This is a genomic window from Gemmiger formicilis (assembly GCF_900167555.1).
In the GTDB taxonomy this organism is placed as follows: Bacteria; Bacillota; Clostridia; order Oscillospirales; family Ruminococcaceae; genus Gemmiger; species Gemmiger formicilis.
In genome coordinates, this window is sequence record NZ_FUYF01000007.1 from 37,402 (window position 1) to 53,529 (window position 16,128).

The following is a 16,128-nucleotide window of genomic DNA, read 5'->3' on the forward strand; positions in this document are numbered from 1 at the left end:
AGCAATAAAGAGAGCTATGCCCACGGGCATAGCTCCTTTTTATTATAAGGCTTCCCCTGAGGGGGAAGGCGTTTGATTTTAAATCACATAATCATTCCCCGGCTGGCTGGTGTTCACCAGGTCCGCCAGAGTGATGCCGTCGAAATAGTCGTTGATCATCGTATTCAGCTTGCGCCACATCGGCAGGGTGCGGCACTCGGCCATGCGGCGGCACTCCACGGGGTTCTGCTCCAGGCAGGCCACCGGGGCCAGGCTGCCCTCGCTCAGGCGCAGGATGCTGCCGACGGTGTACTCCTCGGGCGCTTTGGTCAGGCGGTAGCCGCCGGACTTGCCGCGCAGACCGGTCAGGTAGCGCTCCTTGACAAGGCCCTTCACGATGGCCTCCAGATACTTTTCGGAAATTTCCTGCCGTGCGGCGATCTCCTTCAGGGGGATATAGCCGTCGTGCTGGTGCTCGGCAATATCGATCATAACACGCAGCGCATAACGGCCCTTCGTTGAAATCATCATAGTGGTATGCTCCTTACTGTTCTTATAACCTATTATACAGGTTGGTAAATAGGATGGCAACACCTTTTTGCAAAATAATTTTGGAAAATTCCCTATTACCCTATTGACAAACGGGAAAATATGTTGTACAATCCTATCAACCTACAAGAAAGGTATGAATTGATATGCGAAAGGGATTTGTGCCATACGCGCGATGTCGCCGTCATGAGCTGTAAAACCGCGACCGATTTACAAATAAACAGAAATGACGATGGAGGAAACTACCATGAGCAAGATTTATACTTCCGCAGACCAGCTGATCGGCCACACCCCGCTGCTGGAGCTCACCCATATTGAAAACGCCGAGAACCTTGAGGCAAAAATTCTCGCTAAGCTGGAATATTTCAACCCCGCCGGTTCCGTCAAGGACCGTATCGCCAGGGCCATGATCGACGACGCCGAGGCCACCGGCAAGCTGAAGCCCGGCTCCGTCATCATCGAGCCGACCTCCGGCAACACCGGTATCGGTCTGGCGTCCGTCGCCGCCGCCCGCGGCTACCGCATCATCATCGTCATGCCCGAGACGATGAGCGTCGAGCGCCGCCAGCTGATGAAGGCCTACGGCGCCGAGCTGGTGCTGACCGACGGCGCCAAGGGCATGAAGGGCGCCATTGCCAAGGCCGACGAGCTGGCGAAGGAGATCCCCAACAGCTTTGTGCCCGGCCAGTTTGTAAACCCGGCCAACCCCGACGCCCACAAGCGCACCACCGGCCCCGAGATCTGGGAGGACACCGACGGCAAGGTCGACATCTTCGTGGCCGGTGTCGGTACGGGCGGCACTGTGACCGGTGTCGGCGAGTACCTGAAGAGCCAGAACCCCAACGTCAAGGTCGTGGCCGTTGAGCCGGCTTCCTCCCCCGTGCTGAGCAAGGGCACTGCGGGCGCGCACAAGATTCAGGGCATCGGTGCCGGCTTTGTGCCCGACGTGCTGAACACCAAGGTCTACGACGAGATCATCCCCGTCACCAACGAGGACGCCTTTGTCACCGGCAAGCAGGTCGGCCACAAGGAGGGCGTGCTGGTCGGCATCTCCTCCGGCGCTGCGATCTGGGCCGCCATCCAGCTGGCCAAGCGCCCCGAGAACAAGGGCAAGACCATCGTGGCCCTGCTGCCCGACACCGGTGACCGTTATCTGTCCACCCCGCTGTTCGCGGACTGATTGCAATAACAGGAAACCTTTGCTATAATAAAGGTACTGTTGCATACGTAATGAAGGCCGTAGGGGCCGGACATGTCCGGCCCGCAGCTTTTCCGGCAATGCTCTGATAAGGCGAGGCCGCGGGCGAGGCATGCCTCGCCCCTACAACTCAAAAGCAAAAATGTGCAGCACGAAAGAACCGTGCTGCATATTTTTTTAACCAAGGAGGCCCCTATGTCAAATATCCCCGGCGCGTTGATCGCCATGAGCGGCGGCGTGGACAGCACCGTCGCCGCCTACCTGATGAAGCAGGCGGGCTGCCGCTGCATGGGCGCGACCATGCGCCTGTACCAGAATGAGGATCTGGGCCAGAGCGGGTTCCACACCTGCTGCTCGGCGAAGGACGTCGAGGACGCCGCCGAGGTCGCGTTCCAGCTCGACATCCCGTTTGAGGTCGTGAACTACACCGAGGAATTCCGTGAAAAGGTCATTGCCAAGTTCATCGAGACCTACGAGGCGGGCGGCACGCCAAACCCCTGCATCGACTGCAACCGCACGATGAAATTTGACAAAATGCTGGACTTTGCCCGGGAGCACGGCCTGGACTATGTGGTCACAGGCCACTACGCCCGCATCGAGCAGGACCCCGCTACGGGCCGCTGGCTGCTGAAAAAAGCACTGTACACCGATAAAGACCAGAGCTACGTGCTCTACGTTCTGACCCAGGACCAGCTGGCGCACACGAAGTTCCCGTTGGGCGGCATGGACAAACCGTCCATCCGCAAGATCGCCGAGGAGCAGGGCTTCTGCAACGCGCGCAAGCACGACAGCCAAGACATCTGCTTTGTGCCCGACGGCGACTACGTCGGCTTTATGGAACGCTACACCGGCAAATATTACCCGGACGGCGACTTTTTGGACGTGAACGGCAACGTTGTGGGCCGCCACCACGGCGCGGTGCGCTACACCTGCGGCCAGCGCAAGGGGCTGGGGCTGGCGTTGGGTGCGCCGGTCTACGTCTGCGGCAAGGATATGGAGAAGAACACCGTCACCGTCGGCCCCGAGAGCGAGCTGTTCAAGACGACGCTGATCGCAGGGGACTTCAACTGGATTTCGATTCCCGAGCTGACTGCCCCGATGCGCGTCAAGGCCAAGGCCCGCTACCGCCAGGTCGAGCAGCCCGCGACGGCCTACCCGCTGGAAAACGGCCTTGTGAAGGTCGTTTTTGACGAGCCACAGCGAGCCATCACCCGCGGCCAGGCCGTGGTGCTGTATGACGGCGACGTGGTCGTCGGCGGGGGAACGATACTATAAATAATAGATAAAAAATAATAAATAATAAATATGGTGGAGTTTTCGCCCCGCGGGGCGAAAACAAAAATACGGTGCAGCTGCGATTTTGCAGCTGCACCGTTGTTTTTATAGAATTACAGCTTCTCCAGCGCCGCCTTCACGCGCTTAACGGTCTCCTCTTTCCCCATCATCGCGGCCAGGTCGGTGCCGCCGCCCGGGGTGCGGGACTTGCCGGAGAGGGCGATGCCCAGCGGGAACAACAGCCAGCCGTTCTTCTTCTCCATGCTCTCGGCCAGCGTCTTGCACGCCTCAAAGATCGCGTCGCGAGTCCAATCGGTCTGCGCCTCCAGCACGGGCAGCAGGGCGGTCAGGGCCTCCTTCGCGGACTCGGGGGTCGTTTTCTGCTTCTTGTTGCGGTACATCTCAGCGTCAATGGGCAGCACAGCGTCAAAGAAGTCGAGCTGCGGCGGGATGTCCTCCAACACCTCGCAGCGGGGCTGCAGGTTGGCGCAGAGCAGGTCACGGTCAATGCTGCAGTGCACGGCGCTGTCGATGAACGGGTCGGCCAGGCGGCGGAACTCCTCAGCGGGCAGGGCACGGATGTAGGCAGCGTTGATGGCACGCAGCTTCAGCGGGTCAAAGATGGCCGGGGACTTGGAAATGCGGGACGGATCCCAGATCTTGATCATCTCATCCAGAGAGAAAATCTCCTGCTCGCCCTCGGGAGCCCAGCCCAGCAGCAGCAGATAGTTCAGCACGGCGGCGGGCAGATAGCCCTTCGCCACGAGGTCCTGATAGCTGGCATCGCCGTTGCGCTTCGACAGCTTGTTCTGCGCGTCCTTCATGACGGGCGGGCAGTGGATGTAGACGGGCTTCTCCCAGCCGAACGCATCGTACAGCAGGTTGTACTTCGGCGTCGAGGACAGATACTCGCTGCCGCGGATGACATGGGTAATGCCCATCAGGTGGTCGTCCACGACGTTCGCAAAGTTGTAGGTCGGCATACCGTCGGTCTTGATCAAAATCTGGTCGTCCAGCTCCCTGACATCGACCTCGATATGGCCGTAGACAACATCGTCAAAGCCCGCCACGCCGCTCTCGGGGATCTTCTGGCGGATGACATAGGGCTCGCCCGCGGCCAGCTTGGCGGCAACTTCCTCGGCGGACAGATGGCGGCAGTGGCCGTCGTAGTGGGTCATTTCGCCCGCGGCGCGCTGGGCCTCGTGCATTTCGTTCAGGCGCTCCTCGGTGCAGAAGCAGTAGTAGGCCTTGCCCGCCTTGACAAGCTGCTCGGCGTACTGCTTGAACATGCCCATGCGCTGGCTCTGCACGTAGGGGCCGACGGGACCGCCCACGTCGGGGCCCTCGTCCCAGGTCAGGCCGGTAGCCTTGAGCGTGCCGTAGATGATGTCGGTAGCGCCCTCGACCAGACGGCCCTGGTCGGTGTCCTCAATGCGCAGGATGAAGGTACCGCCGTTATGGCGGGCCTGCAGATAGGTGTACAGTGCGGTGCGCAGGTTGCCGACGTGCATATAGCCCGTGGGCGACGGCGCAAAACGGGTGCGGACGGTAGACATAGTTATTACCCCTTTATAAGACATTCAATTGGTTTCATTATAGGCGGACGGAGAGGCGGTGTCAATGGGAGAAAAGGCTTCCCCCAAGGGGGAAGCTGTCAGCGGCCCTGACCGCTGACTGATGAGGGGAAACCTTGCTGCCGTGATTTGTTTACAGGCAACAACGACAAGCTTTTCCCTCATCCGGCCCTGCGGGGCCACCTTCCCCCAAGGGGGAAGGCAAAGCGCACGGGCAATTAAACCAAAAACTCCTCAAACCGATGCAAATCGTCAATTTTGACTGTGCCGCGGTAATACACGCCATCCTCGCGGTATTCCTCCGCGGCGACGCTGCCGCGGCTGCGGAGAATGTCCGCCAGCGCCAGCTTGTCATAGGGCAGCACGATCTCGATCGTGCGCACGCGGTGGTTCAGCACCTCGTCGAGCTTTGCCAGCAGTGCGGACAGACCGTAGCCGGTTTTCGCGCTCGTCAGCAGGATATCCGGGTCAAAGGCCACAGTGTTGGCGGTGTCGCACTTGTTGTAGACGACCAGCTGGGGGATGTCCGTGCAGTCGAGGCTGCCCAGCACCTCATCGGTCACGGCCAGCTGTTCGGCGGCCTGTGCGTCGCCCGCGTCGGCCACCTTGACGATGACATCCGCGAACGCGGCCTCCTCCAGCGTGGATTTGAACGCCTCCACCAGATGGTGCGGCAGGCGGCTGACAAAGCCGACGGTATCCACCAGAATGATTTGCAGGCCGCTGGGCAGCACCAGCTTGCGGGCCGTCGGGTCCAGCGTCGCAAACAGCATGTCGGCTTCAAAAATCTGCTCGCCGCACAGCGCGTTCAGCAGGCTCGACTTGCCGACGTTCGTGTAGCCGACCAGCGCGACCACAGGCACATTGTTTTTCTGGCGGGCCCGGCGGGTCTCGCTGCGGCGCTTTTCCAGCTCCTTTAAGCGGCCCTCGAGATGCTCAATGCGGTGGTGCAGATGACGGCGGTCCAGCTCGAGCTTTGTCTCACCGGCGCCGCGGCGGGCACCCCCGCCGCCCCCGCCGCCGCCGCCCTGGCGGCTCAGGGCTTCGCCCAGCCCCTGCAGACGCGGCAGCTGATAGCGCAGCGTGGCAAGCTCGGTCTGCAGCTTGCCCTCGTTCGTCGTGGCGCGTGCGCGGAAAATCTCCAAAATCAGCATCGTGCGGTCCAGCACCTCGACTTGCAGTGCCGCCGACAGGTTGCGGATCTGGCTGCCGGTCAGTTCGCCGTCAAAGATGGCGGCTGCCGCGTTCACATTCTGGCAGACAAGCCGCGCCTCGGCGACCTTGCCCTCACCCAGCAGCGTTGCAGCCTCGGGCGTCGCACGCTTCTGCACGACCTCGGCCACGGCGTCCATGCCGTTGGCGTCGGCCAGCGCCCGCAGCTCGTCCAGGCTGCGCGCCATATCGTACCTGCCCTGATCCAGCGCCAGCAGCACCACGGGCAGCTTCTCGGCGTCGGTGGCTTTCTGGGCAGTGGTGCCAAAGTCTAATTCTGTCGTGTTATCGGTCATAATTCCTCTTTCAAAAGATGGTAGGCGCGGCAGGGGACCGGCGTGCCGTCAAACTTGCGGTCCGTCACGTCATGGTCGTAGACAAAGCCTGCCTTCTGCAAAACTGCGCTGCTGGCAATGTTCTCATTGGCGTGGACGGCGGCCAGCCAGTCTGCGCCCACGGTGTCAAACCAGTAGTCCCGCACGGTACAGAGTGCCTCGGTGGCGTAGCCTTTATTCCACCACTTGCGGCCCAGCGCATAGCCGACCTCCCAGGCGGGGCCAAGGCGTTCGGTGTTCAGGTGCCAGCCCATCTTCAGCGCCGGGGCGGGGAAGAGGCTGATCGTGCCAAACAGCACCCCGGTGTGCTTGTCGGTGATGCCCCACTGGTAAAAGGCCGGGTCATCGTAGTGCTTTTCCCACTCGTTCAGCGTCTCGGCGGTCTCGCCCCAGCTGCGGTGGGCGTTCCAGCGCAGGTATTGGGTCACCTGCCTGTCGCTGGCCCAGTTGTTGAACATCATTTCGCTGTCGTCGATGGAGAGCCGCCGCAGGACCAGCCGCTCCGTTTCCAGCTCTTGTGTGCCGCAATGCTTCATGTTGTCGCCTTACTTTCTATGGAAGATGCCGCGCAGGATGCCAAGGCCCATGCTCCAGAGTCTGGCGAGCTGTGCGCGGTAGAGGGTGCAGTAGATAAACAAAATCACGCCTACCAGCGCAAATTTTATAAAGAAGTGCTGCCACAGCAGCGTGCCGATGGCCGTGACCGCGAACGCCAGCAGAAAGCCGGAGATCGTCTTGGGGTAGCTGGCCACCGTGCGGTAGTACATCTGCCCCGTGATGCTGCGGTACAAAAACGCAAGGCCGTTGCTGGCGGCCAGCGCCAGCGCCGCGCCGGTCAGCCCGAACGCGGGCACAAGCAGGGCGCAGAGCCCAAAGTTGGACAGCGCCCCCAGCCCGATGCCAATCGTGTCATGCCACGGCTTGCGGGCAATCGAGTTGCCGTAGACCGTGCCCTCGCACAGAATGTTGAACACAACGGCGAGCATCAGCAGCGGGAAAATGGCAAGGCAGCCGCGCTTGTCCGGAAAGATGACAAAGACGATGTCCTCGAACATGACCAGCACGCAGAAGAAGCCGAAGATCAGCAAATTCAGCACGTCATGCACGCGGCAGATGCGCTCCTGCTCGTCGCGGTAATGGCTGTAGACGTAGGGCCCCCAGTAGGTGGAAAAGCCCGCCTGAATGGCCGTGACGAGCTGCGCCAGGCTGTAGCCGAAGGCAAACAGGCCCTGGGCGTTCTCGCCGCTGGCGTTGCCGACGAACGAAAGGCAGATGCCGCTGGACAGGCTGAACAAAATCTGCGCCGGGGCCAGCGCCACGCCGTAGGGCACGGTCTGGCGCGCGATGCCGCCCAGCTGTGCGCCGGGCAGCGGCGCAAACACGGCGGCGCGGTATTTATACCCAAACGCAATCGCCACAACACCAAAACTTAGAATTGCCGCAACCGCCAGAACAAAGACGTTGGATGTAAAAAAGCCCGGCAGCAGGTAAAACAGGTTGTAGCAGCCCTGCATCCAGAGCGTCTCCGCCGTGTAGGCGCGCAGGTCGTTTTCCAAGCGCAGCAGCACGTTTAAGTAGCGCACCAGCATGTACAGCGCCGCGTTGAGGAACAGCAGCGGCACAATGCCCGGCCCGGCGCTGCCCAGACCGAACGCCGCTGCCAGCGGCTGCGCAAAGAACACGCTGCCCGCTACGCCCAGCAGCATCATAAACGCCGCCGAAATCCGCGTGCAGGCCGCGAACAGCTGCCGCGGCTCGGCCCCGGCGGGCGGCTCATGGTAAAAGCGCAGCAGCGCCTGATCCAGCCCCAGAATGCCGATGTTCATGATCGTGGCCGTGTAGGTCATGAAGGTGACCGGTGCGCCCAGCACCTCAGCGGGCAGCAGCCCCTTGACGATGAGCGCCAGCCCCGTGATGGCAAAGCCCAGGTAGGTCGCCACCGAATATTTCATCACATTCCCGGCGAAGGATTCACCGGAGGATTTTTTGTTTTCTGACATATGTGTGTCCCATCATAGCGTTGTAGGGGCCGGGCATGCCCGGCCCGCAGCCTTGCCTTTGCCGCGCGTTTGCCGTACAGTGCAGGGCCGGGCATGCCCGGCCCCTACGCGGTGGTCGTTATTTCACAAACGGCTTGATCCTTGCTTCCATCGCCGCGACCTGCTCCGGCGTCACATGCGCCTTGTCCACGTAGCCGTAGATGCGCTGGGCAAAATTGGCCAGCGGCGGGCAGAAGGCAAAGAGCTTCTTCGGCTCCCAGCCGCGGCGGTAGAGGAAGTGTATCCCCGCCAGCGCGCAGAATTTCAGCTTGTTGAAGTGCGGCGTAAAGCCGTCGCCCATCGGCTCATCCCGCGGGGGGTTCTTGTACACGTCCTCCAGCAGGTCGGCCATTCGCTTGTAGGCGGGCGTCTCGCTGGGGTCAAAATAGCCCTCGATGACGTCCTTCGCAATCGGGAACGGCGGCTCCGGCTCGGCCATGGCGGCGGCAAACTCGTCGTAGCACGTCACGTAATGGGCGTCCTTGTAAATGACCGGATCGTACTCGTGTTCAATGGGGACGGGGCGCAGGATGTGGCAGCTCTTGCCGGCCATGTAGACCTCAGCAATGGCGGTGCTCATCCAGATCGAGATCGAGTCAGCCGCGACGATCCACTGCTTGACCGAGTCCGCAAAGATCACGTGGAAGTTGGGGCGCTTCTTCGCCAGCTCCTCCAGCGCGGGGCTGTTCCACTCGCTGGGATGGCGGCGGTAGACAAGCTCCACCTCCGGGTGTGCGCCCAGATATTCATCGAACCAGCGCAGTGTTTCCTGCATCGAAACGCGGTTGGTTTTGGCAAAGCCCGTAAAATCGGTGCCCGCCATTTTGGAAAGCTCGGCGACCTCGTCGTCGTTCATGCTGGCATAGCCGAAGCTGGAAATGTACAGGTGCAGCTGCTTGGCCGGGTCAAGGCCGAACTCCCTGCAGAGCGTTTCCTTGTCCTTAAAGTAGCCGTCAAACTCCGGGCGCAGAAAGTCCATCATGACCGCGCCGGTCACGGGCGTGTTTTTGGCGTCCATGCCGTGGGCCTGCAGGCGGGCGGCGGTGCGCTTGCCCCAGCAGGTCTGCACGCAGCGCTTGGCGTTGCCGTTCATATTGAACCAGTCGCCCTCCTCCTGCGTGTCGGAGAGCATCTGCTCCCAGTGCAGGTTGACGATTTTGTTGCAGCGGCCAATATTGTTGTACACATGGCTGTTGATGGCCTCGTTGTCATACATGCAGCTGGCGACGAGCACCTCGGGCTTGTCTTTGCCGAACAGCCGCAGATGCTTGGGGTCCAGCAGCTGGCGGATCTCCGCCGTGTAGCCGCGCCGCTCGAGTTCGAGCTTCAGCAAAAGGTCGCTCTCATACTCGCGGACGGTGTGCTCATACAAAATCAGAAAGTCTAAAGCCATGTGTACCTCCTAAAAAGCCTTCCCCCGAGGGGGAAGCCTTTCAGCGTGCTATATCCCCAAACAATTCCTGCGTCCACTCCGGCAGTCCATATCGCTCATCCAGATGGAATCCGTCAAAAAACTGCTTGTCATCGTCGGTAATAACGCTGCCGCCCCACTCGTAATCCAGCAGGGTAAAGCCGCATTCATCAGCCCAGGCGGCCAGCGTCGGCAGCACCGTGCCCTGCATGGTCTCGGTGATGCCGAACACATCGCAGACCTCGGTCCGCACATTGTCGGCCATCGGCGGCAAAACTACGATGAGCCGCACGCCCTCGCTTTGGCAGCGCCGGGCCAGCGTGTGCAGGCGGTTGAACTGCTCGTCATTCAGCGCCCAGCTTTTGCAGCGCGGCGTGATGGTCGCGGTGTAGTCGTATAATTTGCGGTGCAGCGGCAAAACTGTGCCATCGTCGGCCAGATAATCCGCCTCGACCCAGTCGCCGGATTCAATCGTATCGGGCGTGCCGCGCAGTGTGTCCATGGCAACGGTCAGCGCGTTGACGTTGTACTCGAGGTTGAAGCAGTAGGCCAGCGGATTGTTCAGCGTTTCCTCCAGCGTGGCGAAGCGGTCCGTGTTGTAGCCCGCGTTCAGCGTGTAGAACGAGACCTCGACCAGCAGTGTGTCTGTGTCGTGGCCGGAATCCAGCAGATAGTCGGCCAGGTCAAGCGTCTCTTTTAACGATGCACCGCCGAACGCAAGGTTCTGCCACGACTGCCCGGACAGGCTGTCCACAAGGCCCATGTCAAAGTGGGCCAGACGGCTGTCACCCAAAATCAAATTTGTACCGGGCTCCTGCTGGTACGCCCGCACCCGCGCAACCGGCTGGCTGGACGTTGCGGAGGCCTTCAGCCCGAAATAGTTGTTCGGCTCAAACGCAATGAAAAAGGCGAGCCAGAGCAGCACGGGAATTGCCAGCAGCGCCAGCTTTTTGAGAATGTTTTTCACGGACCGGAAACCTCCTTCCCTAATTTTTGTAGAACGTAAGGGCCGGGCATGCCCGGCCCGCCACCTGACGGTAAATGACATCTGATGGGAAAGCTGCGGGCGAGGCATGCCTCGCCCCTACAGCGCAGCTGTCAGAACCCCGCGTACATACCAAATCCGCTGCTCCCAAACCCGCCGCTCTGCATGATATAGCCTGCCAGCAGGGCGACGACAAGGGCATAATACACGGCCCAGCGGTGCTTTTCATTGGCCAGGCAGATTTCGGACGGCTTGTTTTTAAACGCAAACGCCCGGCGGGTGTCAAGGTAAAACGCCAGCGCCAGCACCAGCGCCACAAAGCCGTAGTACGCCGCGACCATGATGGCGTTGGCGTAAAATCCGCCGGACGCGGCGGCGTACAGCTCCGACGCAAACCGCGCGGGGCCCCAGCCCATAAAGCAGCGGCCCAGATACGCGAACGCATCCCCGACGGTCAGCGGTGCGGCGGCGGGGGACGACCCCACACGGAAGAACACCATGCTCACGCACCACAGCACAAACACACCGGCGCGCTTGGCCCACAGCACGCGGGCCGGTGCTTTCTTTTTCGGCTTGCCCAAACGGCGGTGCAGCAGCTCCTCGCCCAGGCGGTAGCTGGCCTGCAAAAGGCCCCACACCACAAAGGGCAGCGTGTTGCCGTGCCAGAAGCCGGAGACAAAAAACACCGTGAACACGCAAAATTCCGCGGGCAAACGGCTGGTTTTGCCGCCCGTCAGCCCGGAGACATCCGCCCACGCCAGCGGCATGAACAGATAATCCTGCAGCCACGACGAAAAGCTGATGTGCCACCGGCTCCAGAAGCCCGAAAAATTCGTGGCAAAGAACGGCGTCTTGAAGTTCTCGGGCAGCTCCAGTCCCAGCAGCAGCCCCACGGCCCGCGCGACCTCGGAGTAGCCGGAGAAGTTAAAATACAGCTGGAACGTGTAAAACACCGCGGCCAGCACCAGCATAGGCCCGCCGTAGCTGCGGTAGTTCGGGAACACCTCATCCACCAGCAGCCCCAGCACGTCGCTGACGGCCACCAACTTAAACAGGCCCAGTGCCATCAGCCGCAGCGCGCGCACCGTGCGGGCTGCGTCAAAGCGGTGCTCCTCTTTAAACTGGGGAAGCAGCGCCCCGGCGCGGCAGATGGGCCCCTGCGTGACGGTGGCAAAAAAGTTCAAAAACAGCGCACAGTCAATGAAATTCTTCTCGACCTCGCAGTCGCCGCGCGCGGCATCAATTAAGTAGGAGATCGCCGCAAAGCTGTAAAAGCTGATGCCCAGCGGCATGGCGACGGCCTGCCAGCCGCCGTCCGACGCGAACGCGCCGTTATACTTAAAGAACGCCAGGATCGCCAGCAGCCCTACAACGCCAATGCGCAGGAACGCCGTTTTGTGAGCGCCTTCCCGCGCGGTCATGCCGCATCCGCACAGGTAGGTGAACACGGCAATGGCAATCGTGACCGGCAGCATCGACGGCATCGCCAGCGCGTAAAATACCCAGCTGGCCGCCAGCAGAAACGCGCTCTGCCAGCGCTGCGGCAGATGCAGGTAGACGGCGGCCACGACCAGCAGAAAGCCGAAAAATCCAAAACTTTGCAGGCTCATGGCCGCACCTCCCCTTTATAATCATCAGTAATTTCTTATTATACACGATTTCGCGTCCCAGCGCAAGGGATTGGGGCATAAAGAAAGCGGCAGGCCGAAGCCTGCCGCTTTAAGGGTCATAGTTTTAAAGCTTTTCGCCAAGCCTTTTCTCGAAAAGGCTTGTTACTCCGCAATAATGCTCTTGCCGGTCATTTCCTCGGGGACGGGCAGACCGATATAGGGCAGCATCGTCGGGGCGATGTCCGCCAGGCAGCCGCCCTCGCGCAGCTTCACGTCGCCCGCGCCGATGACCGCGAAGGGCACGACGTTGGTGGTGTGGGCCGTGAACGGGGAACCGTCGGGGTTCTTCATCTTCTCGGCGTTGCCGTGGTCGGCAGTCAGGAAAACGACGCCGCCCGCGTTCAGCACCGCGTCGGTGACCTCGCCCACGCATTTGTCAACAGCCTCGACGGCCTTGACCGCTGCGTCAAACACGCCGGTGTGGCCGACCATGTCGCAGTTGGCGAAGTTCAGGATGATGACGTCGTACTTGCCGCTCTCAATGCGGGCCTTGCACTCGTCGGCAACCTCGTAGGCGCTCATTTCGGGCTTGAGGTCGTAGGTGGCAACCTTCGGGCTGGGGATGACCTTGCGGTCCTCGCCCTCGCAGGGCTGCTCAACACCGCCGTTGAAGAAGAAGGTCACATGGGCGTACTTCTCGGTCTCGGCAATGCGCAGCTGGGTCTTGCCGTGGGCGGCCAGATACTCGCCCAGCGTGTTCTTCAGCTCAACCGGCGGGTACGCGACCTCGCAGTTGGGCATCGTGGCGTCGTACTCGGCCATGCAGACATAGTGGACCTGCTTGCGGCCGCCGCGGCGCTCAAAGCCGGTAAAGTTGTCGTCGCAGAAGATGCGGGTCATCTGACGGGCACGATCCGGGCGGAAGTTCATGAAGATGACGGTGTCGCCGTCCTGCACGCGGCCACCCTCGCAGGTGACAACGGGAATGACGAACTCGTCGGTCACGTCGGCGGCATAGCTGGCCTCGATGGCCTCGGCAGCGTTGGCGGCGTGGTTGCCCTCGCCGTAGACGAACGCGGCGTAGGCTTTCTCCTCGCGGTCCCAGTTGTTGTCACGGTCCATGGCGTAGTAACGTCCGGAGACAGAGGCAATCTTGCCGATGCCCAGCTCGTCCAGCTTGGCCTGCAGGTCGGCCAGGAAGCCCTTGCCGCTGTGCGGGTCGGTGTCACGGCCATCCATGATGCAGTGCAGGTAGACGTCCTTCGCACCCATGTGCTTGGCCATCTCCAGCACGCCGAACCAGTGGTCGGCATGGCTGTGGACGCCGCCGGTGCCGACCAGACCCATCAGGTGGATGGCCTTGCCCGCGTCGATGGCAGCCTTCATGTTCTTGACCAGCACGGGGTTCTTGAACATCTCGCCGTCCTTGATGGACTTGGTGATGAGGGTCAGCTGCTGGTAGACGATACGGCCCGCGCCCATGTTGGTGTGGCCGACCTCAGAGTTGCCCATCTGGCCGTCGGGCAGGCCGACAGCCATGCCGCTGGCCTGGATGGTGGTCATGGGGTAATTGGCAAAGATCTTGTCCAGATTCGGCTTGTTCGCGGCGGCCACGGCGTTGCCGTAGGTCTCGTCCGGCGTCCAGCCGAAGCCGTCCATGATGCAGAGCATAACAGGTTTTTTAGACATAAATTTGTAGACTCCTTAATAATAGGGTTGTAGGAGCGGCATACATGCCGCCCCTACAAAAGGGGATTTAGCCCTTCGTGGCAGCGTCAACGATGACCGCAAACTGGTCTGCCTTCAGGGAAGCACCGCCGATCAGGCCGCCGTCAACGTCGGGCTTGCTCAGCAGCTCCTCGGCGTTCTTCGGGTTCATGCTGCCGCCGTACTGGACGGTCAGGGCCTTGGCGGCGTCCTCGCCGTACAGCTCGCCGACGACCTTGCGGATGGCGGCGCAGACCTCCTCGGCCTGGTCAGCGGTAGCGGTCTTGCCGGTGCCGATGGCCCAGATGGGCTCGTAGGCGATGACGACGTTCTTCAGCTCGTCAGCGGTCACGCCGTTCAGCGCGATCTTGACCTGCATACGGACCAGCTCCTCGGTCACGCCCTGCTCACGCTGGTCGAGGCTCTCGCCGACGCAGATGATGGGCTTCAGGCCGCCGGCCAGAGCAGCCTTGGTGCGCTTGTTGACAGTCTCGTTGGTCTCGGCAAAGTACTGGCGGCGCTCGCTGTGGCCGATGACGACGTACTCAACGCCGAGGTCGGTCAGCATGTCAGCGCTGATCTCGCCGGTGAAGGCACCGGACTTCTCAAAGTGGACGTTCTCGGCGCCGACGTGGATGTTGGTGCCCTTGGTCATCTCGACAGCGGTGACGAGATCGGTGAAGGGAACGCAGATGACGACCTCGCAGCCGGCGTCCTTGACAGCGGGGATCAGCTCGCTGATGAGGGCCTTGGCCTCGGTAGCGGTCTTGTTCATTTTCCAGTTGCCGGCGATGATAGCTTTACGATTCTGTTTATCCATGGTGATTACTCCTTCCATAATAAGCCTTCCCCCGCGGGGGAAGGTGGTGCGAAGCGCCGGATGAGGGGCGGGTGTGCGGATATGACCCGTCAACGGGATAATATGGCAACTCGACCCTTACCAGTCGCCTGCGGCGACAGCTTTCCCTTCGAGGGGAAAGCCTTTACATAAAAAGCGCGGCGGCTCTGCCGCCGCGCTCCTGCGGGTATCCTTACAAATTATGCCTTCTGGATGACGGCGATGCCGGGCAGCTCCTTGCCCTCGAGGTACTCGAGAGAAGCGCCGCCGCCGGTGGAGATGTGGGTCATCTTGTCGCCCAGGCCCATCTGCTGGACAGCTGCAGCGGAGTCGCCGCCGCCGATAACGGTGGTAGCGTCGCTCTCGGCCATAGCCTTGGCAACAGCCAGGGTGCCGGCAGCCAGGGTCGGGTTCTCAAACACGCCCATGGGGCCGTTCCAGACAACGGTCTTGCTGGCCTTGACGGCGTCAGCAAACAGCTTCATGGACTCGGGGCCGATGTCGCAGCCCTCCTTGTCAGCCGGGATCGCGGTGACGGGGACGATCACGGTATCGACGGGAGCGTCGATGGGATCGGGGAAGTCCTTGATGCAGGCGGCGTCGACGGGCAGCAGCAGCTTAACGCCCTTCTCCTTGGCCTTGGCCATCATGTCCTTGCAGTAGTCGAGCTTGCTGTCGTCGCACAGGCTCTTGCCGATCTCGTAGCCCTGGGCCTTCAGGAAGGTGTAGGCCATGCCGCCGCCGATGATCAGCGTGTCGACCTTCTCCAGCAGGTTGGAGATGACGTTCAGCTTGTCCGCGACCTTGGCGCCGCCCAGAATAGCGGTGAAGGGACGCTCGGGATCGTTCACGGCGTTGCCGAGATACTTGATCTCCTTCTCCATCAGGTAGCCGACAGCGGTATCCTTGACATAGTCGGTCACACCGGCGGTGGAGCAGTGAGCGCGGTGGCAGGAGCCGAAGGCGTCGTCAACGTAAGCGTCGGCCAGGCTGGCCAGCTCCTCGCTGAAAGCGGGCTCGTTCTTGGTCTCCTCCTTGCGGAAACGGGTGTTCTGCAGCAGAACGACCTCGCCGTTGCCCATGGTGGCAACAGCAGCCTTGGCGTTGTCGCCGACGACATTGTCATCATCCGCAAAGGTAACAGGCTGGCCCAGCTTCTCGCTCAGGCGGACAGCAACGGGGGCCAGGCTGAACTTGGCCTCGGGGCCGTTCTTCGGCTTGCCCAGATGGCTGCACAGGATGACCTTAGCGCCGTCGGCAATCAGCTTCTTGATGGTCGGCAGTGCGGCGTTGATGCGGTTATCGTTGGTGATAACGCCGTCCTTCATCGGGACGTTGAAGTCGCAGCGAACCAGTACGCGCTTGCCGGCGTAGTTCTCATCGTCAATGGTCTTTTTACCCAAACCCATAGTAAAA

General features: G+C 61.3%; 13 protein-coding genes. 2 read left to right on the plus strand and 11 right to left on the minus strand.

Annotated features, from left to right (window positions below):
- Nucleotides 1-78: 78 nt before the first annotated feature.
- Nucleotides 79-510, minus strand: coding sequence for an RrF2 family transcriptional regulator (locus B5D32_RS07660; RefSeq protein WP_078784475.1), 432 nt, complete (start codon nt 508-510; stop codon nt 79-81).
- 265 nt (nt 511-775) lie between these two features.
- On the opposite strand from B5D32_RS07660, the gene cysK reads away from it, so the two are divergent.
- Nucleotides 776-1,708 (plus strand): cysteine synthase A, encoded by a 933-nt coding sequence (cysK, locus tag B5D32_RS07665; protein ID WP_078784476.1) that lies wholly within the window; start codon nt 776-778, stop codon nt 1,706-1,708.
- 213 nt (nt 1,709-1,921) lie between these two features.
- Complete coding sequence (gene mnmA, locus B5D32_RS07670; RefSeq protein ID WP_078784477.1) at nt 1,922-3,001, plus strand: tRNA 2-thiouridine(34) synthase MnmA; 1,080 nt, start codon at nt 1,922-1,924, stop codon at nt 2,999-3,001.
- Between the two features lie 113 nt (nt 3,002-3,114).
- Here mnmA and gltX read toward each other — a convergent pair whose 3' ends face one another.
- The 10 genes from gltX to B5D32_RS07720 form a co-directional block, all read right to left on the minus strand.
- Complete coding sequence (gltX, locus tag B5D32_RS07675; protein WP_078784478.1) at nt 3,115-4,557, minus strand: glutamate--tRNA ligase; 1,443 nt, start codon at nt 4,555-4,557, stop codon at nt 3,115-3,117.
- Between the two features lie 236 nt (nt 4,558-4,793).
- Nucleotides 4,794-6,083, minus strand: a complete 1,290-nt coding sequence (gene hflX / locus B5D32_RS07680) for a GTPase HflX (RefSeq protein WP_078784479.1) — start codon at nt 6,081-6,083, stop codon at nt 4,794-4,796.
- The gene (locus B5D32_RS07685; protein WP_078784480.1) at nt 6,080-6,658 is read right to left on the minus strand and encodes a GNAT family N-acetyltransferase; all 579 of its coding nucleotides are present in this window, start codon (nt 6,656-6,658) and stop codon (nt 6,080-6,082) included. The genes hflX and B5D32_RS07685 overlap by 4 nt, the downstream gene beginning before the upstream one ends.
- Before the next feature lie 9 nt (nt 6,659-6,667).
- Nucleotides 6,668-8,122, minus strand: coding sequence for a lipopolysaccharide biosynthesis protein (locus tag B5D32_RS07690; protein ID WP_078784481.1), 1,455 nt, complete (start codon nt 8,120-8,122; stop codon nt 6,668-6,670).
- A 118-nt stretch (nt 8,123-8,240) separates the two neighbouring features.
- The gene (locus B5D32_RS07695; RefSeq protein WP_078784482.1) at nt 8,241-9,554 is read right to left on the minus strand and encodes a surface carbohydrate biosynthesis protein; all 1,314 of its coding nucleotides are present in this window, start codon (nt 9,552-9,554) and stop codon (nt 8,241-8,243) included.
- A gap of 40 nt (nt 9,555-9,594) precedes the next feature.
- Complete coding sequence (locus B5D32_RS07700) at nt 9,595-10,539, minus strand: hypothetical protein (protein ID WP_078784483.1); 945 nt, start codon at nt 10,537-10,539, stop codon at nt 9,595-9,597.
- Nucleotides 10,540-10,670: 131 nt separating this feature from the next.
- The gene (locus B5D32_RS07705; RefSeq protein ID WP_078784484.1) at nt 10,671-12,167 is read right to left on the minus strand and encodes an MBOAT family O-acyltransferase; all 1,497 of its coding nucleotides are present in this window, start codon (nt 12,165-12,167) and stop codon (nt 10,671-10,673) included.
- Between the two features lie 162 nt (nt 12,168-12,329).
- Complete coding sequence (gpmI, locus tag B5D32_RS07710) at nt 12,330-13,856, minus strand: 2,3-bisphosphoglycerate-independent phosphoglycerate mutase (RefSeq protein WP_078784485.1); 1,527 nt, start codon at nt 13,854-13,856, stop codon at nt 12,330-12,332.
- A gap of 67 nt (nt 13,857-13,923) precedes the next feature.
- Nucleotides 13,924-14,694, minus strand: coding sequence for a triose-phosphate isomerase (tpiA, locus tag B5D32_RS07715; protein WP_078784486.1), 771 nt, complete (start codon nt 14,692-14,694; stop codon nt 13,924-13,926).
- A gap of 218 nt (nt 14,695-14,912) precedes the next feature.
- Entirely contained in the window at nt 14,913-16,121 is a 1,209-nt protein-coding gene (locus tag B5D32_RS07720; protein ID WP_078784487.1) for a phosphoglycerate kinase, read from the minus strand.
- Between the last annotated feature and the right edge of the window lie 7 nt (nt 16,122-16,128).